The organism is Streptomyces sp. NBC_00341, from assembly GCF_041435055.1.
In the GTDB taxonomy this organism is placed as follows: domain Bacteria; phylum Actinomycetota; class Actinomycetes; order Streptomycetales; family Streptomycetaceae; genus Streptomyces.
Genome location: NZ_CP108002.1, coordinates 5,332,224 through 5,353,803, shown reverse-complemented (window position 1 = coordinate 5,353,803; position 21,580 = coordinate 5,332,224). Strand labels below are relative to the sequence as shown.

Genomic DNA, 21,580 nt, shown 5'->3' with positions numbered 1-21,580 from the left:
GCTGGCCCTACGCCACTCGCGGCGCCGTAAGCCACTCGCGCGCCGTCCGTCACCGGGCCGTCGTCACCAGCCGTCCGTCACCAGCCGGCGAACTGCTCGTCGGTGCTGACGATCTCCTTGCCGAAGGGCATCAGCGATACCGGGATCAGCTTGAAGTTCGCGATGCCCAGGGGGATGCCGATGATCGTGATGCACAGGGCGATGCCGGTGGTGATGTGACCGAGCGCCAGCCACCAGCCGGCGAGGACCAGCCAGAGCACGTTGCCGACGCAGGAGGGCGCGCCCGCGTCCCGGCGGTCGACGACGCGGTGGCCGAAGGGCCACAGGGCGTAGACGCCGATGCGGAAGGCCGCGAGGCCGAACGGGATGCCGATGATCGTGATGCACAGCAGGAGCCCCGCGAGCAGGTAGCCCAGGAACATCCAGAAGCCGCACAGGACCAGCCAAATAACGTTCAGAATTGTCTTCATGGGCGATGACCTGCCATCTGCTCAAGTCGGGCGATGCGCTCCGCCATCGGCGGGTGGGTCGAGAACATCCTGGACATGCCCCGGCCGGGGCGGAACGGGTTGGCGATCATCATGTGGCTCGCTGTCTCGATCCGCGGTTCGGGGGGCAGTGGAAGCTGCTTGGTTCCGGCATCAAGCTTACGCAGGGCGGCGGCAAGGGCCAGCGGGTCACCGGTGAGCTGGGCGCCGGAGGCGTCCGCCTCGTACTCCCGGGAGCGGCTGACGGCCAGTTGGATGACGGAGGCGGCGAGCGGGCCCAGGATCATGATCAGGAGCATGCCGAGGATGCCGGGGCCCTCGTCGTCGTTGGAGCGGCCGACCGGGATCAGCCAGGCGAAGTTGACCAGGAACATGACGACGGAGGCGAGGGCTCCGGCGACGGACGAGATCAGGATGTCGCGGTTGTAGACGTGGCTCAGCTCATGGCCGAGGACGCCGCGCAGCTCCCGCTCGTCCAGGATCTGGAGGATGCCGTCGGTGCAGCAGACCGCCGCGTTGCGCGGGTTGCGACCGGTCGCGAAGGCGTTGGGGGCCTGCGTCGGGGAGATGTAGAGCCGCGGCATGGGCTGCCGGGCGGCCGTGGAGAGCTCGCGGACCATGCGGTAGAGCTGGGGCGCCTCGAACTCGCTCACCGGACGGGCGCGCATGGCGCGCAGCGCCAGCTTGTCGCTGTTCCAGTACGCGTAGGCGTTGGTGCCGACGGCTACCAGGAGCGCGACGATCAGGCCCGTACGTCCGAAGAAGCTGCCGATGAGAATGATGAGTGCGGACAGGCCCCCGAGGAGTACGGCGGTTCTCAGCCCGTTGTGCCGGCGGTGCACGGTACGCCCTCCAAATGGTGCAGCAGGGGAACCCTTGCTTGGTGGTGCTCCACTCCCCAGTGGAGCCTCCCGTACTGGTCAACGCCAGGCGAGGAGAGCTAGTTCCCTTGTGCTCGCTGCCGCGGGGCCCGGCTCGCTCCGGGAGTTCGTTCCGGAGCGAGCCGTAGGCCGTACGGGTGGAGGGGTACCGCCGGGTCAGCGCTGGACGGGGAGTTTGGCGAGCGCGAGGGCCTCGGGGTCGGGCTCGACCTCGCTGGTGCAGTGGGCGCAGCGGGAGGCGACGGCGGGGATCTCCGTGTAGCAGCGGGGGCAGTCGCGCAGGGCGGCCTTGATGTCGACCGCTTCCTGGTCCTTCTTGGCGGTGAAGCGGTCCTGGACCTTGGCCATGGGCATGACGACACAGAAGTAGAGGACCGCGGCGGTGATGAGGAAGGCGATCGCGGCGGCGACGAAGAGGCCGTAGGGGAACGTCACACCGTCGAACTTGAACTCGGCCTTGCTGAAGTCACCGGTGCCCCGGGTGATGAGGCCGATCAGCGGCACGATGAACGCGTTGCTGAACCCGGTGACGACCGCGGTGAACGCGGCTCCTACGGCGAGGCCGATCGCCATGGAGATGACGTTTCCGCGCAGGATGAATTCCTTGAACCCGTTCAGCACTGCCTCTGGCTCCTCTGTTGTGATGTGACGTCCGTACGCGCCGTTGCGCGGGCATGACCCTGCCCTGCGCGGACCGCGCCGGGCAAACCGATCTTGGTACGCGTCAGAACAGGTTGACGCCGGCGAACCTGAGGACGGCCTGCGGAGCGCCCGACAGGGCGATGCCGGCGACGGCGGTGATGACGATCGCGGCGGTGAGCGGTGCCGGGGCGCGGTGGGGGGCGGCGGGCCGCTGGTCAGTACTGTCCTCGGCCGTCCGGTCCTGGGCGCCGTCCCGTGCTTCGTCCTCCGCGGGGCCGCGGAACAGGGCGGCGGTCCACTGGAGGTAGTAGTACAGCGCGATCACGACGTTGACGGCCATGACGACGGCGAGCCAGCCGAGTCCGGCGTCGACGGCCGAGGAGAAGACGGTGACCTTGGCGAAGAGGCCGATGATGCCCGGCGGCAGTCCGGCCAGGCAGAGCAGGAAGAAGCCCAGGGTGAGGGCGGCCAGGGGGCGGGTGGCGTAGAGGTTGCGGTAGTCGGCCAGACGGTTGCCCGGGTGGGTACGGGCGACCAGGGCGGCCACCGCGAAGGCGCCGAGGTTCACGACGGCGTACATGAGGGCGTACGCGACGGTGGAGCCGATCTGCCGGTCGCCGGCGTACGCGGCGGCGGCGATCGGCACCAGGAGGTAGCCGGCCTGCGCGACGGACGACCAGGCGAGGAGGCGTACGGCGCTGCGGGCGCGGGTGGCGTTCTGGCGCAGCGCGGCGACGTTGCCGACGGTCATGGTGAGCGCGGCGAGGACGGCGAGGGCGGGGCCCCAGACGTCCGCGTAGGAGGGGAACGCGACCACGGTGACGAGGATGAGGCCGGAGAAGCCGACGGCCTTTCCGACGACCGAGAGGTAGGCGGCGATCGGCAGCGGGGCGCCGACGTAGGTGTCGGGGACCCAGAAGTGGAAGGGCGCCGCGGCCGTCTTGAAGGCGAAGCCGACGAGGGTGAGGGCGACGCCCGCCTCGGCGAGGGTGGCGAGCTGTCCGGGTACGTCGTCGAGGCGGGTGGCGATCTCCGTGAGGTGGAGGGTGCCGGTCGCCGCGTAGACGAAGCTGACGCCGAGGAGCATCACGGCGGTCGCGACGACGGAGGACAGGAAGAACTTCAGCGCGGCCTCGGAGGACCGCCGGTCGCCGCGCTTGATGCCGACGAGGGCGAAGGCGGGCAGCGAGGCGACTTCGAGGGCGACGACGAGCGTGGCGAGGTCGCGGGCGGCGGGCAGCAGCGCGGCTCCCGCGGCGGAGGACAGCAGCAGGAACCAGAACTCGCCGGCCGGCAGCTTGCGGGTGTCTCCGATCGACAGCAGCGCGGTGAGCAGCGCGCCGCCGAGCACGAGGAGCTGGATGACCAGGGTGAAGTGGTCGGCGGTGTAGCTGCAGGCGTGGGTGCCGGTGGTGAGGCAGAAGGTGGAGCGGTCGCCGTCGCGCAGCGGGAGGAGCAGTGCCAGGGCGGCCACGAGACCGGCGACGGCTCCGTAGCCGAGCAGCGGTTTGCGTTCCTTGGGTACGAAGAGGTCGGCGACCAGGATGACGAGGGCGACGGCCGCGACGGTGAGCGGGGGCGCGATGGCGAGCCAGTCGACGGACTGGACGAGGCTGGACGTGCCTCCCGCCGCGGTCCGGACGAGGCCGGTGGCGTCCCCCGCCGCGGTCTGGACGAGGCCGGTGGCGTCCCCCGCCGCGGTCTGGACGAGGCCGGTGGTGCTCTCGGCCGCTGTGGTCACGACTTGCCTCCTGCGAGGAGCTTCTGCACGGCCGGGTCGGTGAGGCCGAGGAGGACGGCGGGCCACAGCCCGGCCAGGACGGTGAGGGCGGCGAGGGGGGTCCAGGCGGCGAACTCGTGGTGCTGGATGTCGGGGATCCGGTGCGGTTCCTCGGGCTTGGCGCCCATGCAGACGCGGCGTACCAGGATGAGCATGTACGCGGCGGTGAGCAGGGTGCCGAACGCGGCGATGGACATGAACGTCAGGAAGGCGGGGCGGCTCAGCCCGTCGGCCGGGTCGAAGGCGCCGAACAGGGTCAGCATCTCGCCCCAGAACCCGGCCAGTCCGGGCAGGCCGAGGGAGGCGACCGCGGTGAACGCGAGGAGGCCGCCGAGGCGGGGCGCGCTGCCGTAGAGCGCGGCGCCGGTGGCACCGGAGAGGGTGTCGAGGTCGGCGGTTCCGTAGCGGTCCTTGACCGCGCCGACCAGAAAGAACAGCAGGCCGGTGATGAGCCCGTGGGCGATGTTGGCGAAGAGCGCGCCGTTGACGCCGGTGGGGGTCATGCTCGCGATGCCGAGGAGGACGAAGCCCATGTGGCCGACGGAGGAGTACGCGATCAGGCGCTTCAGGTCGCCCTTGGCGCCGGGCCGGGCCAGCGCCAGGCAGGCGAGCGACCCGTAGATGATGCCGGCGACCGCGAAGGCCGCGAGGTAGGGCGCGAAGGTGTGCATGCCGTCGGGGGCGATCGGGAGCAGGATCCGGACGAATCCGTACGTGCCCATCTTCAGCAGGACGCCCGCCAGGAGGACGGAGCCGACCGTGGGAGCGGCGGTGTGGGCGTCCGGGAGCCAGCTGTGCAGCGGCCACATCGGGGTTTTGACGGCGAGTCCGATGCCGATCGCGAGAACGGCGATGACCTGCACGGACGAGGTGAGGCCGCGGCCGTTGTCAGTGGCGAGTGCCACCATGTCGAAGGTGCCGCTCTTCAGTCCGATGAGGAGCAGCCCGAGCAGCATGACGACCGAGCCGAGCAGGGTGTAGAGGATGAACTTCCAGGCGGCCGCCTGCTTCCGCGCACCGCCCCAGCGGGCGATGAGGAAGTACATCGGGATGAGCACCATCTCGAACGCCAGGAAGAACAGCAGCAGGTCGAGGACGGCGAAGGTCGCGAGGGTGCCGGACTCCAGGAGCAGGATCAGTGCGACGAAGGCCTTCGGGGAGGGGCCGGCCGGCATTTTGAAGTAGCTGTGGAGCGCGCAGAGGAAGGTCAGCAGCGCGGTCAGTACGAGAAGGGGGAGCGAGATGCCGTCGATGCCGAGATGGATGCGGACGTCGAGCGCCGGGATCCAGCTGATGTCGGTGGTGGCCTGCATCTTCGACGGGTGGTCGTGGTCGAAGCCCAGGACGAGCACGATCGCGGCGAGGAGGATCACGCCGGTCACGGTCACGCCGTGGCGGAGCACGGCCTGGTCGGGGTTGCGGCCCTTCATTCCGGGCGGGGCCGGGAGCAGGGCCGCGACGGCTCCGAGCAGCGGGGCGACGACGATGAACGCCAGAAGGAACTGCATCACGGATTCGCTCATATCGATCACGGCTCACGACCCGGCGTTGACGTTGGCGAAGACGACGGCGGCGACCGCCAGGACCAGGGAACCGGCGAGCAGCGCGCTGAGGTAGGTCTGCACGTTGCCGGTCTGGGCACGGCGGACGGCGGTGCCGAGCCAGCGTGCGCCGGTGGCGGAGCCGCGTACGTAGGTGTCGACGACCTCGCGGTCCAGGAAGCGGACGAGGCTCGCGGCGGCCTGGACCGGGCGGACGAACAGGGCCGCGTAGACGGCGTCCAGGTGGAAGCCGGTGGCCGCGTGGCGGTGGAGCGGGCCGAGCAGCAGTCGGCCGGGGTCGGCCGGGTCGGGGGCGTCACCGGCGTCTCCGTAGGCGGCGGTGTGGCTCTCCAGCGCCTCGACCTCGATGAGGGCCGGTTCGGCGTCGGGGTGGGCGGTGACGGAGCCCATGGGGGTACGGGCGGCGAGCGCGGTGGTGTGGCGCCAGGCCCCGTAGGTGACGAGTCCGCCGACGAGGCCGACGCCGGTGGACAGGACGGCGGTGGTCAGCGACGGGGTGAGGCTGTGGCCGTCGAACCAGTCGCCGAGCACACCGACGGTCAGTCCGAAGGCGATGGTGGGGACGGCCAGTACCCACAGGACCGAGGTCATGGCGACGGGCTGCCTGCCGTGGTCGGGGGCCTCCGCGCCCCGACCCCGGAAGGCGAGGAGCCAGAGGCGGGTGGCGTACGCGGCGGTGAGCACGGCGGCCAGGAGTCCGGCGACCAGCACGGTCCAGCCGGCGGCGGCCGGGGCGACGTGGCGGTCACCGAGGGCGGTGTGCTCGGCGGCGACGAGGACGGCTTCCTTGGAGAAGAAGCCGGCGAACGGCGGGATGGCGGCCAGCGCGAGGAGCGCGACGGTCATCGTCCAGTACGCGTCCGGGATGCGCTTGGCCAGGCCGCCCATGCGGGACATCGCGGCCAGTGAGTTGGTCCCCGCGGCGTGGATGACGACGCCCGCGGCGAGGAAGAGGACGGCCTTGAACGCGCCGTGCGAGAGGAGGTGGAAGACGGCCGCGCCACGGTCACCGACGGCCAGGGCGCCGGACATGTAGCCGAGCTGCCCGATCGTGGAGTAGGCGAGGACGCGTTTGATGTCGTCCTGGGCGAGGGCGGCGAGTCCGGAGCCGATCATCGTGACGGCGGCCATCACGGCGAGGACGACGAGCGCCGCGCCGGAGGCGGCGAAGACGGGGAGCAGCCGGGCCACGAAGTAGATGCCGGCCGCGACCATCGTCGCCGCGTGGATCAGCGCGGACACGGGGGTGGGACCGGCCATCGCGTCGGGCAGCCAGGTGTGCAGCGGGAACTGCGCGGACTTGCCCGCGACGCCGGCCAGGAGCAGCAGGGCGATCACGGTGGGGTGGTCGAGGCCGCCGTGGGCGACGGAGCCCAGGATGCCGGTGATGCGGAAGGTGCCCGTGTCGGCGGCGAGGGCGAACAGGCCGATGAGGAAGGGGACGTCACCGAGCTTGGTGACCAGGAACGCCTTGAGGGAGGCCGCGCGGGCCTCGGGCGTCTCCCAGTAGTGGCCGACCAGGAAGTAGGAGCAGATGCCCATGATCTCCCAGCCGACCAGGAGCACCATCAGGTCGCCGGAGTAGACGACGAGCAGCATCGCGGAGGTGAAGAGGGAGACGAGAGCCGCGTACGAGGGGTAGCGGGGGTCGTCGCGCAGGTACGCGGTCGAGTAGATCTGCACGCAGCTCGCGACCAGGGCGACCAGCACGGCCACGAGGACCGCGAAGCCGTCGAGGTGCAGGGCCAGGTCGATCGGGACCGATCCGGTGGGGGTGAGCTGGGTCGCGGCGTCGATGGCCCGGCCGCCGCCCTGGCGTGCGGCGACGACGGCCGCGATGACGAGGGAGGCGAGGGAGGGCAGTACCGCCAGCGGACGGACGAAGCCGGGGGCGCTGCGCCCGAGGAGGAGTCCGGCCGCGGCTCCCAGGAACGGGAGGAGGGGGACGAGGACGGCGAGGGTCGTGGTGGTCACGGAGTGGCCTCTGCCTTCTTTGCCTTCCCTGCCGGAGCAGTGGCCTGGTCTTCGGCGGCTTGCGGGGCTTCGACATCGCTCGCGTCGTCGTCGCCGGCCGGGACCGTTTCGGCCTCGTCGGTCTCGGCGGTGTCGCGGAGGCGGTCGATGTCGGAACTGCCTCGGTTGCGGTACACCGCGAGGACGATGGCCAGGCCGATACCGATCTCCGCCGCCGCGATGGCGATGGTGAACAGGGTGAGGGCCTGGCCGGAGTGCAGGGCGTCGCGGAGCCAGACGTCGAAGGCGACCAGGTTGAGGTTGACGGCGTTGAGCATCAGCTCGACGGACATCAGGACGAGGATCGCGTTGCGGCGCGCGAGCACCCCGTAGAGGCCGGTGCAGAAGAGGAGGACGGCGAGCACGGCGGGATAGGCGAGGTGCATCAGCTCTTGTCCTCTCGGCGCGGGCCGGCCGGGGTGGTCCTCTCCCGGCCCTTGCGGGACAGGACGATCGCGCCGACGAGGGCCGCGAGCAGGAGAACGGAGAGCGCTTCGAAGGGGAGTACCCAGTTCCGGAAGAGGAAGGCGCCGGTGACCTCGGTGGATCCCTGGGCCGGTCCGTCCAGTTCGATCCAGGTGGTGCGGAAGGCGTCCACGACGACCCATACGAGGGTGCCGGCGGCGGCGACGGCCACCGCGAGGGCGGCCCAGCGGTTCTCCGAATCGGCGTCCGGGGAGCGGCCGATGGGGGCCCTGGTGAGCATCAGGCCGAACAGCAGGAGGACGACGACGGACCCTACGTAGATCAGTACCTGCACCCAGGCGATGAACTCGGCCGTGAGCAGGAGGTATTCGACGGCGAGGCCGCCGAGCGCCACGATCAGCCAGAGGGCCGCGTGCACCAGCTGCCTGGTCGTGACGGTGACGAGGGCCGCGCCGAGGGTGGCGATCCCGACCAGGACGAAGGCGATCTCGATACCGGACGGGGAGAGGAAACCGGGGTGGCTCCCGGCGGCGAGGACGGTGGCGGGCATCACGCCTGGCCCTCCTGGTCCGTCGGGGCGGGTGGGGCCGGTGGGGCCGGTGGGGCCGGTGGGGCAGCCTCGGCGGGTGGGGCAGCCTCGGCGGCGGCCTCCTCCTGCTCACGCTTGGCCTGGAGCTTGTCCGCCGTCTTGCGGGCGGCGGCGATCTCCTTGGGTTCCTCGGCCCCCGGATCGAGCGCCGGCGGCTCCGGCACCGTCCACATCCACTCGCGGAGCTTGTCGCGCTCGTGGGTGAGTTCGAGGATGTCCGTCTCCGCGTACTCGAACTCCGGAGACCAGAACAGCGCGTCGAACGGGCACACCTCGATGCAGATCCCGCAGTACATGCAGAGCGAGAAGTCGATGGCGAAGCGGTCCAGCACATTGCGGCTGCGCTCGCGCCCGCCCGGGGCCGCGGCGGGCGCCGTCTCCTTGTGGGAGTCGATGTAGATGCACCAGTCGGGGCACTCACGGGCGCAGAGCATGCAGACCGTGCAGTTCTCCTCGAACAGCGCGATGACGCCTCGGGAGCGGGGCGGCAGCTCGGGCTGCGTGTCCGGGTACTGGGCGGTGACGGTCTTCTTCGTCATCGTCCGCAGGGTGACGGCGAGGCCCTTGGCCAGGCCTGCGCCGGGGATCGGGGGCACTAGTTGATCGCCACCTTCACGATGCCGGTGAGCGCGATCTGCGCGAGAGCGAGCGGGATGAGCGTGGTCCAGGCGAGCTTCTGCAGCTGGTCCTCACGGAGCCGCGGATAACTGACCCGCAGCCAGATGACGACGAAGGCGAGGACGGCGACCTTCAGGAGCGTCCAGACCCAGCCCAGTCCGTCGGCGCCCAGCGGGCCGTGCCAGCCGCCCAGGAAGAGGACGGTGGTCAGCGCACACAGCACGACGATGCCCGCGTACTCGGCGAGCAGGAACAGGGCGAACCGGAGGCCGGTGTACTCGGTGTACGCGCCGAAGATGATCTCCGAGTCGGCGACCGGCATGTCGAACGGCGGGCGCTGGAGTTCGGCGAGCCCGGCCACGAAGAAGACCAGAGCTCCGACGATCTGCCAGGGCAGCCACCACCACTCGAAGGCGTCGAGGATGCCGGGGAGCGAGACCGTACCGGCCGCCATCGCCACCGAGGCGGCGGCGAGCAGCATCGGCAGCTCGTACGCGAGCAACTGAGCGGCGGTGCGGATGCCGCCGAGCAGCGAGAACTTGTTGGCCGAGGCCCAGCCCGCCATGAGCGAGCCGAGCACGCCGACGCCCATCACGGCGAGCACGAAGAAGATGCCCGCGTCGACCACCTGGCCGACCGCGCCCTCCCCCGGGCCGATCGGGATCGCTACGAGTACGAGGAGATACGGGAGCAGCGCGACGGCGGGGGCCAGCTGGAAGACCCGGCGGTCGGCCTCGGCCGGGACGATGTCTTCCTTCTGTACGAACTTCACGCCGTCCGCGACGAGCTGGGCCCAGCCGTGGAAGCCGCCGGCGTACATGGGGCCCAGGCGGCCCTGCATGTGGGCCATCACCTTGTGTTCGGCCTGGCCCACGATGAGGGGGACGGCCATGAACACCGCGAACACGATGACTAGGCGGAGGGCGACGTCCAGTACGTCGTTCACTCTTCGCCTCCGGCGGGGGTGTCGGGGGTCTCGGGGGTCTCTGGGGTTTCAGGTGTGTCTGCTGCGGCTGCTGCGTCTGAGGGTTGCTCGGGGGTGGGGGTGTCGGTGCCGCTGCGCGGGGGCTCTCCCCTACCCGCCCCTTCCCGAACCGGGGGCTCCGCCCCCGGACCCCCGCTCCTCAAACGCCGGAGGGGCTGGGATGAGGCCGAATCAGAGGCAGCGGCGTCAGCCGGGGTACCGGCGTCAGCCGGGGTACCGGCGTCAGCCGGGGTACCGGCGTCAGCCGGGGTACCGGCGTCAGCCGGGGACGGCGCTACGTCCGACGGTGCGTCGTCGAAAGCCGGGCGGGCGTTGTGCCACGGCGCGTCCGCAGCCGGAGCTGACGCCTCCGTAGCCGGAGGAGGAGTTGGGGCCGGAGCAGGCGTCGGGGCAGCGCCCGTCGTGGGTGCTGGTCCAGGTGCCTCGCCCGTCGTGGCTGGGGCGCCCGCGGCCGGCCGCTGGGCCGCCGAGCCGTCGCTCGCGCTGCGGGTGCGGCGGGCCGGGCGGTCGCCCGCGGGCCTCGCCGCACGGGCGGGGCGGGCGGGGGCAGGGGGGAGCTGGCCCTTCAGCGGGCCCCACTCGTTCGGGTCGGGGACGCCGGGCGGGAGCATCGTGCGGCGCTTCGGGCCGCCGTGCTCGGACTCGCCCGGCTCCTTGGCGCCCGGCCAGGCCTTCGCCACGCGGGCCGCCAGGACGAAGTCCTTCCGCAGCGGGTGGCCCTCGAAGCCCTCGGGCAGCAGCAGGGGCACCAGGTGCGGGTGGCCGTCGAAGCCGATGCCGAACATCTCGTGCGTCTCGCGCTCGTGCCAGCCGGCGCCCGCGTAGACGTCGATCGCGCTGGGCAGCACGGCGGCCTCGTGCGGAACGGTCGTACGGAGCAGCAGCCGGCGGACCGCAGGACCGGGTCCGGTGCGGTCGGGCAGCGCGGCGAGGTGGGCGCAGACCCGGAAGCCCGTGCCCGGTTCGTCCACGGCGCTCAGCCAGTCGAAGTAGGTGCAGCCGAGCCGGTCGCGCGCTGTTTCGAGCGCGGCGATCCAGGACGTGGGCGGCACGTCGACGGTCAGCAGTTCGTACGCCTGCTCCGCCGTGGCGTCCTCGCCGAAGATCTCGGTGACGGCGTCCGGCAGCCCGTCATAAGCCTCGGCGCTCTCGTCGGCGGTCACTTCCCCTCCTCCTGCGCGGAATCGGGCGAGGAATCGGGCGCGGACGGTGCGGCGACCAGTCCGCTGCGCAGCGCGGCGGTGGAGGGGCGGGCCGCGCCGCCCGTCCCGTAGCGCTCGCTCAGCGACTCGCGAGCGATCTTCTCCTGAAGCTTGAGGATGCCCTGGAGCAGCGCCTCGGGCCGGGGCGGGCAGCCGGGTACGTAGACGTCGACCGGGATGATCTGGTCGACCCCCTTGGTCACCGAGTACGAGTCCCAGTACGGGCCGCCGCAGTTGGAGCAGGCGCCGAAGGAGATGACGTACTTGGGCTCGGGCATCTGCTCGTACAGCCGCTTCACCGCCGGGGCCATCTTGTCCGTCACCGTGCCGGAGACGATCATGAGGTCGGCCTGCCGGGGGCCGGGGGCGAACGGGATCACGCCGAGCCGGATGAAGTCGTGGCGCGCCATGGAGGCGGCGATGAACTCGATGGCGCAGCAGGCGAGTCCGAAGTTGAAGACCCAGAGGCTGTAGCGGCGGCCCCAGTTGAGGACCACCTTCATCGGCTCGGGGGCGAGCCTGGACAGCACGCCCAGCCGCTTCGGCTCGGGAAGGAACGTGGGTACGGGTTCGGGCCCGGGTACGGGTGCGGGACCCGACTCCGGTCCCGACTGCGGCTGTGGCTGCGGCTGACCGGCTGACGACGGGCTCGTCACGTCCATTCGAGGACGCCCTTCTTCCATGCGTAGAGCAGTCCCACGGCCAGGAAACCGAGGAAGATGAACATTTCCACCAGCGTCGTCGCGCCGTATCCGGGCGCGGCGAAGACGGTTGCCCACGGGAACAGGAAGATCGAGTCGACGGCGAAGATCACGTACAGGAAGGCGTACACGTAATAACGGACCTGGGTGTGGGCCCAGCCCTCCCCCACGGGGTCCACGCCGCACTCGTACGTGAGGAGTTTCTCCGGCGTCGGGACCACCGGGCGCATCAGCCGGCCGGCTCCGAAGGCGACGGCGACGAAGAGCACACCGACCACGGCGAGCAGTCCGACCACCGAGTAGCTGCGGAAGTACTCCGACGCGAGAACGGCCGGTCCCGACAGGTCCGCAACGTCCGTCACGTCCGCCCCCTCGCTCCCTCAAACCTGTTCGACGATCTGTACGCACGGGAGTCTAGGCCCTGTAAAGGAACAGTAAGCAGCCGCGTCGGGCAACGGGTGGGGTTATCCCCACTTCATCGCCACCCACGAGCCCCATGGCGTCCGGATGCCCCACCCGGCAGGCTGGGCATATGACCATGAGCCCGCAGGTACCCGGTAACGACCGGCCGCCGCCCGTCCGCTTCGCCTTCGACACGTACACCTGGAAGGAGATCGCGCATCTCCTCGCCAATCTCCCTTTGGCGGTCCTCGGGTTCGTGTACTCGGTGCTCATGATCGGCATCGGTGTCGGTCTCGCGGTCACGGTCATCGGGCTGCCTCTGCTGGCCGTCGGGCTCCAGGGTTCGCGGCTGATCGGCCGGGCCGAGCGGGGCCGGGCGCGGGGTCTGCTCGGGGTGCGGATCGACGAGCCGAGCCCGATGGCTCGGGTCCGCCGCGAGGAGGGGTTCTTCGCCTGGCTGTGGACGAGCCTGAAGGACCCGGTGGGCTGGCGCGCGGTGCTGTACTCCTTCATCCGGCTGCCGTGGGGCGTGCTCACCTTCGCGTTGACGCTCGTGAGCCTCTTCGTCCTGTGGCCGGTACTCCCCTATACGGCGCGGTTCATGGCCAACGCCGACCGGGGCATGGTGCGCGGGCTGCTCTCGCCCTCCGACGAGCTGGAACGCCGCATCGCGGAGCTGGAGTCGGACCGGGGCGTGGTCGTCGACACCGCCGCCGCCGACCTGCGCCGCATCGAACGCGATCTCCACGACGGCGCCCAGGCCCGCCTCGTCGCCCTCGCCATGGGGCTCGGCCTCGCCAAGGAGAAGCTGACCGACGACCCCGAGGCCGCCGCCAGGATGGTCGACGAGGCACACGGCGAGGTCAAAGTCGCACTCCAGGAACTGCGCGACCTCGCCCGGGGCATCCACCCCGCCGTCCTCACCGACCGAGGCCTCGACGCCGCCCTCTCCGCCATCGCCTCCCGCTGCACCGTCCCCGTGACGGTCGGGGTGGATCTGCCGGGGCGGCCGGCGCAGGCCATCGAGGGCATCGCGTACTTCACGGTGTCCGAGCTCCTCCAGAACGTCAGCAAACACAGCGGGGCCCGCACGGCGTCCGTCGAGGTGTGGCGGACGGCGGACCGGCTGCTGCTCCAGGTCACCGACGATGGACGCGGCGGCGCCTCGATGGACGGCGGTACGGGGATGTCCGGACTGGCCGAGCGGCTGGGCGCCGTGGACGGGCTGTTCGTCCTCGACTCGCCGCCCGGCGGCCCGACGACCGTCACGGCGGAGCTGCCCTGGCGCGACCGGGAGAACGAGAAGGCCGCCGCACGCGGCCGGATGGAGAAGGCGTAAGCACCCCCGGAGCCCGTCCAGGTCCGGACAGGGCAGGCTCCGGGGTGGGGAAAACCCCCCGCTGAAGAGGGAGACCGGCCTCATGGTGCGCCGCCGCCCGGGACAGCACCCTTGAAGCAGCACGGAGCACGTACAGAACCAAACCAGAGCCAGAACCAAAACCAGAGCCAGAACCAGAACCAGAACAGCAGACGCGGAAGAAACGGATGGACGCCATGGCCACGGCATACGGACCGGATACGCGGGACCAGCAGCGCTCGGGCACCGGCACCGGCACCGGCTTCGGCAGCGGCTTCGGCACCGGTTCGAGGAAAGGGGCCGGGTCCGGGTCCGGGTCCGGGTCCGGGTCCGGGTCCGGGTCCGGCTCGGGGGACGACCGCCCCGACGCGAAGCACGTGTTCCCCGCCGTACTGCGCGCCCCGTTCGAGGGCCGGACCTGGCGCGAGACCGCGTATCTGCTGCTCAGCCTGCCCCTCAGCATCGTGTTCTTCTCCCTCGCGATCACCATGACGTCGCTGGGCGCAGGGCTGCTCATCACCTTCCTGGGGATTCCGGTGCTGGCCGGGGGCCTGGCCATGTGCCGCGGGTTCGGCGCGCTGGAGCGGGCGCGGGCCCGTGGACTGCTGGGCCTCGACGTGGCGTCCCCGGAGCCGGTGCGGGGGCGGACCGGCGGGCTGATGTCGTGGGTCGGGGCGGTCCTGAAGAGCGGGGTGTCCTGGCGGCACCTGCTCTACTCGCTGCTGCACCTGCCGTGGGCCGTCTTCGGCTTCATCGTCTCGACGGCCCTGTGGTCCTGGGGCCTGGCGGCCTTCACCTACCCGGCGTGGCACTGGATCTTCCCGGCGTACACGGGCGTCGAGGGGGTCCAGCTGTACGGGGACGACGGGCACCGGGTCTATCTGGACTCCCCCGTCGAGCTGGCCCTGACCAGCGCCGTCGGGCTGCTGTTCGTCCTGGTCACCCCGTGGATCGTGCGCGGTCTGACCTCGGTGGACCGGCTGATGGTGACCGGGCTGCTGGGTCCGTCCCGGCTGGCGACGCGGGTCACGGAGCTGGAGTCGGACCGGGGTGTGGTCGTCGACACCGCCGCCGCCGACCTGCGCCGCATCGAACGCGACCTCCACGACGGCGCCCAGGCCCGCCTCGTCGCCCTCGCCATGGATCTGGGCCTCGCCAAGGAGAAGCTGACCGACGACCCCGAGGCCGCCGCCAGGATGGTCGACGAGGCACACGGCGAGGTCAAAGTCGCACTCCAGGAACTGCGCGACCTGGCCAGGGGCATCCACCCCGCCGTCCTCACCGACCGAGGCCTCGACGCCGCCCTCTCCGCCATCGCCTCCCGCTGCACCGTCCCGGTCACCGTCGAGGTGGACCTGACGTCCCGGCCCGCGCAGGCCATCGAGGGCATCGCGTACTTCACCGTGTCCGAGCTCCTCCAGAACGTCAGCAAACACAGCGGGGCCCGCACGGCGTCCGTCGACGTGTGGCGGACGGCGGACCGGCTGCTGCTCCAGGTCACCGACAACGGGCGCGGCGGCGCCGGCCTGACGTCGGGCAGCGGTCTCGCCGGTCTGACGGAGCGGCTGGACGCGGTGGACGGGATCCTGGTCGTCGAGTCCCCGGTGGGCGGCCCGACCAAGATCACCGCCGAACTCCCCTGGCGCGGCTGACCGCGGCCCGCCCCCTCAGCCGCCCCCTCCGCTCCTCCGCGACGCCTCGCCCGCCGTCCCGCGCGACGCAACCCTTCGAACGCTCGCCGCGTCACCGCCGATACTGGGATGCTGGATGCCGAACGGCATCCGGGCGGGAACAGCGAGTGGTGGGGGAACAGACGTCGTGGTGGAGGACAGGGTGCGGGTAGTCATCGCCGAGGATTCGGTACTGCTCCGGGAGGGACTCACCCGGCTGCTGACCGATCTCGGTCATGACGTCGTGGCGGGGGTCGGGGACGCCGAGGCGCTGATCAAGACGGTGGGCGACCTCGCCGGGCAGGACGCGCTGCCCGATGTGGTGGTCGCGGACGTGCGGATGCCGCCGACCCACACGGACGAGGGCGTGCGGGCCGCGGTACGGCTCCGAAAGGAGTACCCGGGCATGGGGGTACTGGTCCTTTCGCAGTATGTAGAGGAGCAGTACGCCACCGAGTTGCTGGCCGGATCCAGCCGGGGCGTGGGATATCTGCTGAAGGACCGGGTCGCCGAGGTGCGGGAGTTCGTGGACGCGGTGGTCCGGGTGGCGCAGGGCGGTACGGCGCTGGACCCGGAGGTCGTCGCGCAGCTGCTGGGCCGGAGCCGCAAGCAGGACGTGCTGGCCGGGCTGACGCCCCGTGAGCGCGAGGTCCTCGGCCTGATGGCGGAGGGGCGGACCAACTCCGCGGTGGCGAAACAGCTGGTCGTGAGCGATGGCGCGGTGGAGAAGCACGTCAGCAACATCTTCCAGAAGCTCGGGCTGTCCCCCAGTGACGGCGACCACCGGCGGGTGCTGGCCGTGCTGACCTATCTGAACTCCTGACGGTTTCCCCGCTGCACTCCCGGCGGTTCCGACGCCGCGTCCGACCGCCGGGCCGGGAACGCGCGACTCGCTCCACGCCCTCTCCAGTGAGGGTCCGACGGGGATCCGGGTGGCTGATGAATCATGGCGGGGCGGCGCCGGACAGGCGTCTCAAAATGCCGTCCAACTTATGATCGGCCAGAGGAAGGCGACCCTTACAGACGTAGGGTGGAGCCTGGGACCGCCGGCGGGCCGGATGGTTCCGAGCCACCGCGCCGAGGGAGGTCCAGTAAGTGACCAGCCAGGTCAGTAGCCCCGCCGAACAGGCCGATGAGGCCAGTGAGGCGCTCGTGGGGGGACAGCGTGCCCCCCAGTCCGCAACAGACAACGGTGACAAAGAGATCCGCCGTCTGGACCGGGTGATCATCCGTTTCGCGGGTGACTCCGGTGACGGTATGCAGCTCACGGGTGACCGGTTCACCTCGGAGACCGCTTCCTTCGGGAACGACCTCTCCACCCTGCCGAACTTCCCCGCCGAGATCCGGGCTCCCGCAGGGACGCTGCCCGGGGTTTCGTCGTTCCAGCTGCATTTCGCGGACCACGACATCCTGACTCCGGGCGACGCGCCCAACGTGCTGGTCGCGATGAATCCGGCCGCGCTGAAGGCCAATATCGCGGATGTGCCGCGCGGCGCGGAAATCATCGTGAACACCGACGAGTTCACCAAACGCCCGATGGCCAAGGTCGGATATCAGACAAATCCGCTGGAGGACGGCTCGCTGGAGGCGTACAACGTCCACCCGGTGCCGCTGACCACCCTCACCATCGAGGCGCTGAAGGACTTCGGACTCCCCCGCAAGGAGGCCGAGCGCTCCAAGAACATGTTCGCGCTCGGGCTGCTGTCCTGGATGTACCACCGGCCGACCGAGGGGACGGAGACGTTCCTGCGGGCCAAGTTCGCGAAGAAGCCGCAGATCGCCGAGGCGAACGTGACGGCGTTCCGGGCGGGGTGGAACTTCGGCGAGACCACGGAGGACTTCGCGGTCAGCTACGAGGTGGCCCCGGCCACCCAGGCCTTCCCCACCGGTACGTACCGCAACATCTCGGGGAACCTCGCGCTGTCCTACGGGCTGATCGCCGCAGGCCGGCAGGCGGACCTGCCGGTCTACCTGGGCTCGTACCCCATCACCCCGGCCTCCGACATCCTGCACGAGCTGTCGAAGCACAAGAACTTCGGCGTGCGCACCTTCCAGGCCGAGGACGAGATCGCGGGCATCGGTGCCGCGCTGGGCGCCGCGTTCGGCGGTGCGCTCGGGGTGACGACCACCTCGGGGCCGGGTGTGGCGCTGAAGTCGGAGACCATCGGGCTCGCCGTCTCCCTGGAACTGCCGCTGCTGATCATCGACATCCAGCGCGGCGGCCCCTCCACCGGACTGCCCACCAAGACGGAGCAGGCCGACCTGCTCCAGGCGATGTACGGGCGCAACGGCGAGGCCCCGGTCCCGATCGTCGCCCCCAGGACGCCGGCGGACTGCTTCGACGCGGCGCTCGACGCGGCCCGGATCGCGCTGACCTACCGCACCCCGGTCTTCCTGCTCTCCGACGGGTACCTCGCCAACGGCTCCGAGCCCTGGCGCATCCCCGAGGTGGACGGGCTCCCGGACCTGCGCGTCCAGTTCGCCCACGGCCCCAACCACGAGCTGGCCGACGGCACCGAGGTCTTCTGGCCGTACAAGCGCGACCCGCAGACCCTGGCCCGCCCCTGGGCGGTCCCCGGCACCCCCGGCCTCGAACACCGCATCGGCGGCATCGAGAAGCAGGACGGCACCGGGAACATCTCCTACGACCCGGCCAACCACGACTTCATGGTCCGCACCCGGCAGGCCAAGATCGACGGCATCCAGGTCCCGGACGTGGAGGTCGACGACCCCACGGAAGCCCGGACGCTGGTCCTGGGCTGGGGCTCCACGTACGGCCCCATCACCGCCGCCGTCCGGCGGCTGCGCGCCGCCGGAGAGCCCATCGCCCAGGCACATCTGCGCCACATCAATCCGTTCCCGAGGAATCTCGGCGAGGTGCTGAGGCGTTACGACAAGGTGGTCGTCCCGGAGATGAACCTGGGACAGCTGGCCACCCTCATCCGGGCCAAGTACCTGGTGGACGCGCACAGTTACAACCAGGTCAACGGCATGCCGTTCAAGGCCGAGCAGCTCGCGACGGCCCTCAAGGAGGCCATCGATGCCTGAGACCAACGAGCTCCTGCAGCCCGGGGCCGAGATCAACGAGCTCCTTCAGCTGGTGCCGAAGTCAGAGGCCAAGCAGTCCATGAAGGACTTCAAGTCCGACCAGGAAGTGCGCTGGTGTCCCGGCTGCGGCGACTACGCGGTCCTCGCCGCCGTGCAGGGCTTCATGCCCGAGCTGGGGCTGGCGAAGGAGAACATCGTCTTCGTCTCCGGCATCGGCTGCTCCTCCCGCTTCCCCTATTACATGAACACCTACGGGATGCACTCGATCCACGGCCGGGCCCCGGCCATCGCGACCGGGCTCGCCTCCTCCCGGCGGGATCTGAGCGTCTGGGTGGTCACCGGTGACGGCGACGCGCTGTCCATCGGCGGCAACCACCTCATCCACGCCCTGCGCCGCAACGTGAACCTGAAGATCCTCCTCTTCAACAACCGGATCTACGGACTCACCAAGGGCCAGTACTCCCCCACCTCCGAGGTCGGGAAGATCACCAAATCGACCCCGATGGGCTCGCTGGACGCCCCCTTCAACCCGCTGTCGCTGGCCATCGGCGCGGAGGCGTCCTTCGTCGCCCGTACGGTCGACTCCGACCGCAAGCACCTGACCAGCGTGCTGCGGGCGGCGGCCGACCACCCCGGCACGGCACTGGTGGAGATCTACCAGAACTGCAACATCTTCAACGACGGCGCCTTCGAGGTCCTCAAGGACCGCGAGCAGGCCCAGGAGGCCGTGATCCGGCTGGAGCACGGGCAGCCGATCGTCTTCGGCACCGACAACGCCAAGGGCGTCGTACGGGACTCGCTGACGGGTGATCTGTCGGTGGTCGCGGTCACCGAGGAGAACCGTTCGCGGATCCTGGTCCACGACGCACACGCCGCCAGCCCCAACACCGCGTTCGCGCTGTCCCGGCTGGCGGACGCGGACACGCTGCACCACACCCCGATCGGAGTGCTGCGCAGCGTCGAACGGCAGGTCTACGACACCCAGATGGCCGAACAGCTGGACACCGCCGTCGAGCAGAACGGCAAGGGCGACCTGGGCGCGCTGCTCGCGGGCAACGACAACTGGACCGTGGTCGGCTAGGCAATTCGCAGGAAGCGCCGCCGGCCACCCGTTCGGCAACGCAACGCGACGCGACCCCCGGAGGAACCTCTCCCGGGGGTCGCGTCGCGTTGCCGAACGGGCTGTCTTTGCGGGGCGTGCGGCGATTGCGGACGGGGTCCCGGCCTCCGTCCGCGCACCATGTGGCCATGACCCTGGACCGTCCGGTGTACCGCGTCAAGACACGCCTGCTCGGCAAGCCGCTGACCACGGAGCACATCAGCGACGAAAAGCTGAGCAACCGGACGGCGCTCGGGGTGCTGGCCTCCGACTGCATCAGTTCGTCCGCGTACGGCTCCGAGGAGATGCTCCGGGTCCTGGTGCCGGTCGTCGGCGCCGCCGCGTTCACGCTGCTGATGCCGGTGACCTTCGCGATCCTGCTGGTACTGCTGCTGCTGACGCTCTGTTACAGCGATGTGGTGACGATCTACACCCGGGCGGGCGGCTCGTACGTCGTCGCCCGGGAGAACTTCGGGCCGAACGTCGCGCAGATCGCCGCCGTGGCGCTGCTCGTCGACTACATCGTCACCGTCGCCGTACAGGTCTCGGCCGGCACCAACGCCCTCATCTCGCTCGCCCATCTGGCGGGCGACGAGTTCACCGGCCTGGACCATCTCCAGCTGCCGGTCTCCGTCGCGGTGATCGTGCTCCTCGCGTACGGGAACCTGCGCGGGGTCCGGGAGGCGGGCCGGCTCTTCGCGCTGCCCGCCTACCTCTTCATGGCCGCCGTCGGGCTGGTCCTGCTCGCCGCCGCGCTGCGCGGGCTCACCGGCGGGCTGCCGCACGCCGATCTGCACGCCGCCGGGGTCGTGCCGCTCGGCACCCCGGGCGACGGCTGGCTGTACGGGGCCTCGCTCTTCATCGTGCTGCGCTCGTTCGCCAACGGCGGCTCGTCGCTCACCGGGCTGGAGGCGATCTCCAACGGCATCTCCGCGTTCCGCGAGCCCCAGGGCCGCAACGCGCGGCGCACGCTGATCACGATGAGCGTGATCCTGGGCGTCCTTGTGCTCGGGGTCTCGACGCTGGCCCACTTCACCCATGCCGTCCCGTACACGGACGGCACGCCGACCGTCATCGCGCAGGAGGCCCATCTCGCCTTCGGCGGCGGCCTCCTCGGCACGGCCGGGCTGGTCTTCGTGCAGCTGGCGACGGCGCTGGTCCTCTACACGGGCGCCAACACCCCGTTCACCGGCTTCCCCTACCTGGCCAGCTTCGTCGCGGAGGACCGGTTCCTGCCACGGGTGCTGACCCGGCGCGGGCACCGTCTCGCGTTCTCCAACGGCATCATCGCGCTGACCGTCGTCTCGCTGGCGCTGCTCCTGGTGACCGGCGCCAGTGTGGACAAGCTGGTGGCGCTGTACGCGATCGGCGTGTTCACCGCGTTCACCATGGCGGGGGCCGGGCTCACCGTCTACCACCTGCGGCGCCGGGACCGCTACCGCAGGGCGAAGATCACGCTCAACGCGCTCGCGGCGGTCACCTCCGCCGCGGTCGTGCTGATCTTCGCGGTCACCAAGTTCACCGAGGGCGCCTGGCTGGTCGTGGTGATCTTCCCGCTGGGGGTGTGGACGCTGACCCGGATCAACCGCGAGTACCGGCGCGAGGCCGCCGCGCTCCAGGGCATCCAGGCCCCGGGCGCGGACCGGGCGGTGTACAGCCGCCATCTGGTCCTGGTGCTGGTCGAGGCGCTCGACCTGGCGACGCTGACGGCTCTGCGGTACGCCCATGAGCTGCGGCCCGACGAGATCCGGGCGGTGCACTTCTCGATCGACGAGGCGTACGCCGGACGGCTGGCCGCCCGCTGGGAGGCGACGTCCGCCACCGCCGTCCCGCTGGAGCTAGTGGCGTGCCCGGACCGGCGGCTGCGCCACGCGATGAAGGAGCTCGCCTACCGCAGCACGGAGGACGGGGAGACCTGGCTGACGGTCCTGGTGCCCCGGCGGATGTACAGCAACGCGCTCGGCAAGCTGCTGCACCGGGGCACCGGCGAGAAGATGGGCAAAACGCTGACGCAGCTGCCGCACGTGGTGGTGACGATCCTGCCGTTCGACGTCTCACGGGCGCTGCGGGCGATGGAGGAGCGGCACCGGCCCCGTACGGGCTGACCGCCCGGCGCG

Annotated in this window: 19 protein-coding genes; 6 read left to right on the top strand and 13 right to left on the bottom strand. The window is 70.8% G+C overall.

All coding sequences use genetic code 11. The annotated features are described in order from the left end of the window. Window positions 1–77 precede the first annotated feature (77 nt). The 13 genes from OG892_RS24120 to OG892_RS24060 all read right to left on the bottom strand — a co-directional run bounded on the left by OG892_RS24120 (window position 78) and on the right by OG892_RS24060 (window position 12,249). Window positions 78–470, bottom strand: a complete 393-nt coding sequence (locus OG892_RS24120) for a YccF domain-containing protein (protein WP_073732710.1) — start codon at window positions 468–470, stop codon at window positions 78–80. Beyond that, window positions 467–1,330: a zinc metalloprotease HtpX gene (gene htpX / locus OG892_RS24115; RefSeq protein WP_073732711.1), complete on the bottom strand. Its 864-nt coding sequence runs from the start codon at window positions 1,328–1,330 to the stop codon at window positions 467–469. Before htpX ends, OG892_RS24120 begins: the two co-directional genes overlap by 4 nt. A gap of 195 nt (window positions 1,331–1,525) precedes the next feature. Next, entirely contained in the window at window positions 1,526–1,990 is a 465-nt protein-coding gene (mscL, locus tag OG892_RS24110) for a large conductance mechanosensitive channel protein MscL (protein ID WP_073732712.1), read from the bottom strand. 103 nt (window positions 1,991–2,093) lie between these two features. Next, window positions 2,094–3,596 carry an NADH-quinone oxidoreductase subunit N gene (locus OG892_RS24105; protein ID WP_073733144.1) on the bottom strand — a complete coding sequence of 501 codons (1,503 nt, stop codon included), beginning with the start codon at window positions 3,594–3,596 and terminating at the stop codon, window positions 2,094–2,096. 152 nt (window positions 3,597–3,748) lie between these two features. Continuing rightward, window positions 3,749–5,299, bottom strand: coding sequence for a NuoM family protein (locus tag OG892_RS24100; protein WP_371631678.1), 1,551 nt, complete (start codon window positions 5,297–5,299; stop codon window positions 3,749–3,751). Window positions 5,300–5,326: 27 nt separating this feature from the next. Beyond that, on the bottom strand, window positions 5,327–7,327 hold the full coding sequence (locus OG892_RS24095) for an NADH-quinone oxidoreductase subunit L (RefSeq protein ID WP_328865799.1): 2,001 nt from the start codon (window positions 7,325–7,327) through the stop codon (window positions 5,327–5,329). Then, window positions 7,324–7,752 (bottom strand): NADH-quinone oxidoreductase subunit NuoK, encoded by a 429-nt coding sequence (gene nuoK, locus OG892_RS24090; RefSeq protein WP_371630267.1) that lies wholly within the window; start codon window positions 7,750–7,752, stop codon window positions 7,324–7,326. The genes OG892_RS24095 and nuoK overlap by 4 nt, the downstream gene beginning before the upstream one ends. Continuing rightward, window positions 7,752–8,342 (bottom strand): NADH-quinone oxidoreductase subunit J, encoded by a 591-nt coding sequence (locus tag OG892_RS24085; RefSeq protein WP_371630266.1) that lies wholly within the window; start codon window positions 8,340–8,342, stop codon window positions 7,752–7,754. The genes nuoK and OG892_RS24085 overlap by 1 nt, the downstream gene beginning before the upstream one ends. Further along, window positions 8,342–8,977: an NADH-quinone oxidoreductase subunit I gene (locus OG892_RS24080; RefSeq protein WP_371630265.1), complete on the bottom strand. Its 636-nt coding sequence runs from the start codon at window positions 8,975–8,977 to the stop codon at window positions 8,342–8,344. The genes OG892_RS24085 and OG892_RS24080 overlap by 1 nt, the downstream gene beginning before the upstream one ends. Then, a complete protein-coding gene (locus OG892_RS24075) occupies window positions 8,977–9,945 on the bottom strand; it encodes a complex I subunit 1 family protein (RefSeq protein WP_073732717.1) in 969 nt (322 codons plus the stop codon). Before OG892_RS24075 ends, OG892_RS24080 begins: the two co-directional genes overlap by 1 nt. Beyond that, complete coding sequence (locus tag OG892_RS24070) at window positions 9,942–11,147, bottom strand: NADH-quinone oxidoreductase subunit C (protein WP_371630264.1); 1,206 nt, start codon at window positions 11,145–11,147, stop codon at window positions 9,942–9,944. Before OG892_RS24070 ends, OG892_RS24075 begins: the two co-directional genes overlap by 4 nt. Beyond that, window positions 11,144–11,848 carry an NADH-quinone oxidoreductase subunit B gene (locus OG892_RS24065; RefSeq protein WP_073732719.1) on the bottom strand — a complete coding sequence of 235 codons (705 nt, stop codon included), beginning with the start codon at window positions 11,846–11,848 and terminating at the stop codon, window positions 11,144–11,146. Before OG892_RS24065 ends, OG892_RS24070 begins: the two co-directional genes overlap by 4 nt. Then, window positions 11,839–12,249 carry an NADH-quinone oxidoreductase subunit A gene (locus OG892_RS24060; RefSeq protein ID WP_073732720.1) on the bottom strand — a complete coding sequence of 137 codons (411 nt, stop codon included), beginning with the start codon at window positions 12,247–12,249 and terminating at the stop codon, window positions 11,839–11,841. The genes OG892_RS24065 and OG892_RS24060 overlap by 10 nt, the downstream gene beginning before the upstream one ends. A 170-nt stretch (window positions 12,250–12,419) precedes the next feature. Here OG892_RS24060 and OG892_RS24055 point away from each other — a divergent pair, with 170 nt between their 5' ends. From OG892_RS24055 to OG892_RS24030, 6 genes are all read left to right on the top strand, one after another. Further along, window positions 12,420–13,628, top strand: a complete 1,209-nt coding sequence (locus OG892_RS24055) for a sensor domain-containing protein (protein WP_073732721.1) — start codon at window positions 12,420–12,422, stop codon at window positions 13,626–13,628. 215 nt (window positions 13,629–13,843) lie between these two features. After that, complete coding sequence (locus tag OG892_RS24050) at window positions 13,844–15,298, top strand: sensor histidine kinase (protein ID WP_371630263.1); 1,455 nt, start codon at window positions 13,844–13,846, stop codon at window positions 15,296–15,298. 181 nt (window positions 15,299–15,479) lie between these two features. Continuing rightward, window positions 15,480–16,139 carry a response regulator transcription factor gene (locus tag OG892_RS24045; protein WP_073733147.1) on the top strand — a complete coding sequence of 220 codons (660 nt, stop codon included), beginning with the start codon at window positions 15,480–15,482 and terminating at the stop codon, window positions 16,137–16,139. Between the two features lie 272 nt (window positions 16,140–16,411). Next, window positions 16,412–18,364 (top strand): 2-oxoacid:acceptor oxidoreductase subunit alpha, encoded by a 1,953-nt coding sequence (locus tag OG892_RS24040; RefSeq protein WP_371630262.1) that lies wholly within the window; start codon window positions 16,412–16,414, stop codon window positions 18,362–18,364. Beyond that, window positions 18,357–19,445 carry a 2-oxoacid:ferredoxin oxidoreductase subunit beta gene (locus tag OG892_RS24035; protein WP_371630261.1) on the top strand — a complete coding sequence of 363 codons (1,089 nt, stop codon included), beginning with the start codon at window positions 18,357–18,359 and terminating at the stop codon, window positions 19,443–19,445. Before OG892_RS24040 ends, OG892_RS24035 begins: the two co-directional genes overlap by 8 nt. Before the next feature lie 167 nt (window positions 19,446–19,612). Continuing rightward, window positions 19,613–21,568 (top strand): APC family permease, encoded by a 1,956-nt coding sequence (locus OG892_RS24030; RefSeq protein WP_371630260.1) that lies wholly within the window; start codon window positions 19,613–19,615, stop codon window positions 21,566–21,568. Window positions 21,569–21,580 lie beyond the last annotated feature (12 nt).

What these genes read in the sequence shown, in the direction of transcription:
- nuoK (WP_371630267.1), bottom strand. Translation starts at nt 7,752, where the DNA reads ATGCACCTCGCCTATCCCGCCGTGCTCGCCGTCCTCCTCTTCTGCACC.
- OG892_RS24035 (WP_371630261.1), top strand. Translation starts at nt 18,357, where the DNA reads ATGCCTGAGACCAACGAGCTCCTGCAGCCCGGGGCCGAGATCAACGAG.
- OG892_RS24100 (WP_371631678.1), bottom strand. Translation starts at nt 5,299, where the DNA reads ATGCAGTTCCTTCTGGCGTTCATCGTCGTCGCCCCGCTGCTCGGAGCC.
- OG892_RS24120 (WP_073732710.1), bottom strand. Translation starts at nt 470, where the DNA reads ATGAAGACAATTCTGAACGTTATTTGGCTGGTCCTGTGCGGCTTCTGG.
- OG892_RS24065 (WP_073732719.1), bottom strand. Translation starts at nt 11,848, where the DNA reads ATGGACGTGACGAGCCCGTCGTCAGCCGGTCAGCCGCAGCCACAGCCG.
- OG892_RS24055 (WP_073732721.1), top strand. Translation starts at nt 12,420, where the DNA reads ATGACCATGAGCCCGCAGGTACCCGGTAACGACCGGCCGCCGCCCGTC.
- OG892_RS24085 (WP_371630266.1), bottom strand. Translation starts at nt 8,342, where the DNA reads ATGCCCGCCACCGTCCTCGCCGCCGGGAGCCACCCCGGTTTCCTCTCC.
- OG892_RS24050 (WP_371630263.1), top strand. Translation starts at nt 13,844, where the DNA reads ATGGCCACGGCATACGGACCGGATACGCGGGACCAGCAGCGCTCGGGC.
- OG892_RS24030 (WP_371630260.1), top strand. Translation starts at nt 19,613, where the DNA reads ATGACCCTGGACCGTCCGGTGTACCGCGTCAAGACACGCCTGCTCGGC.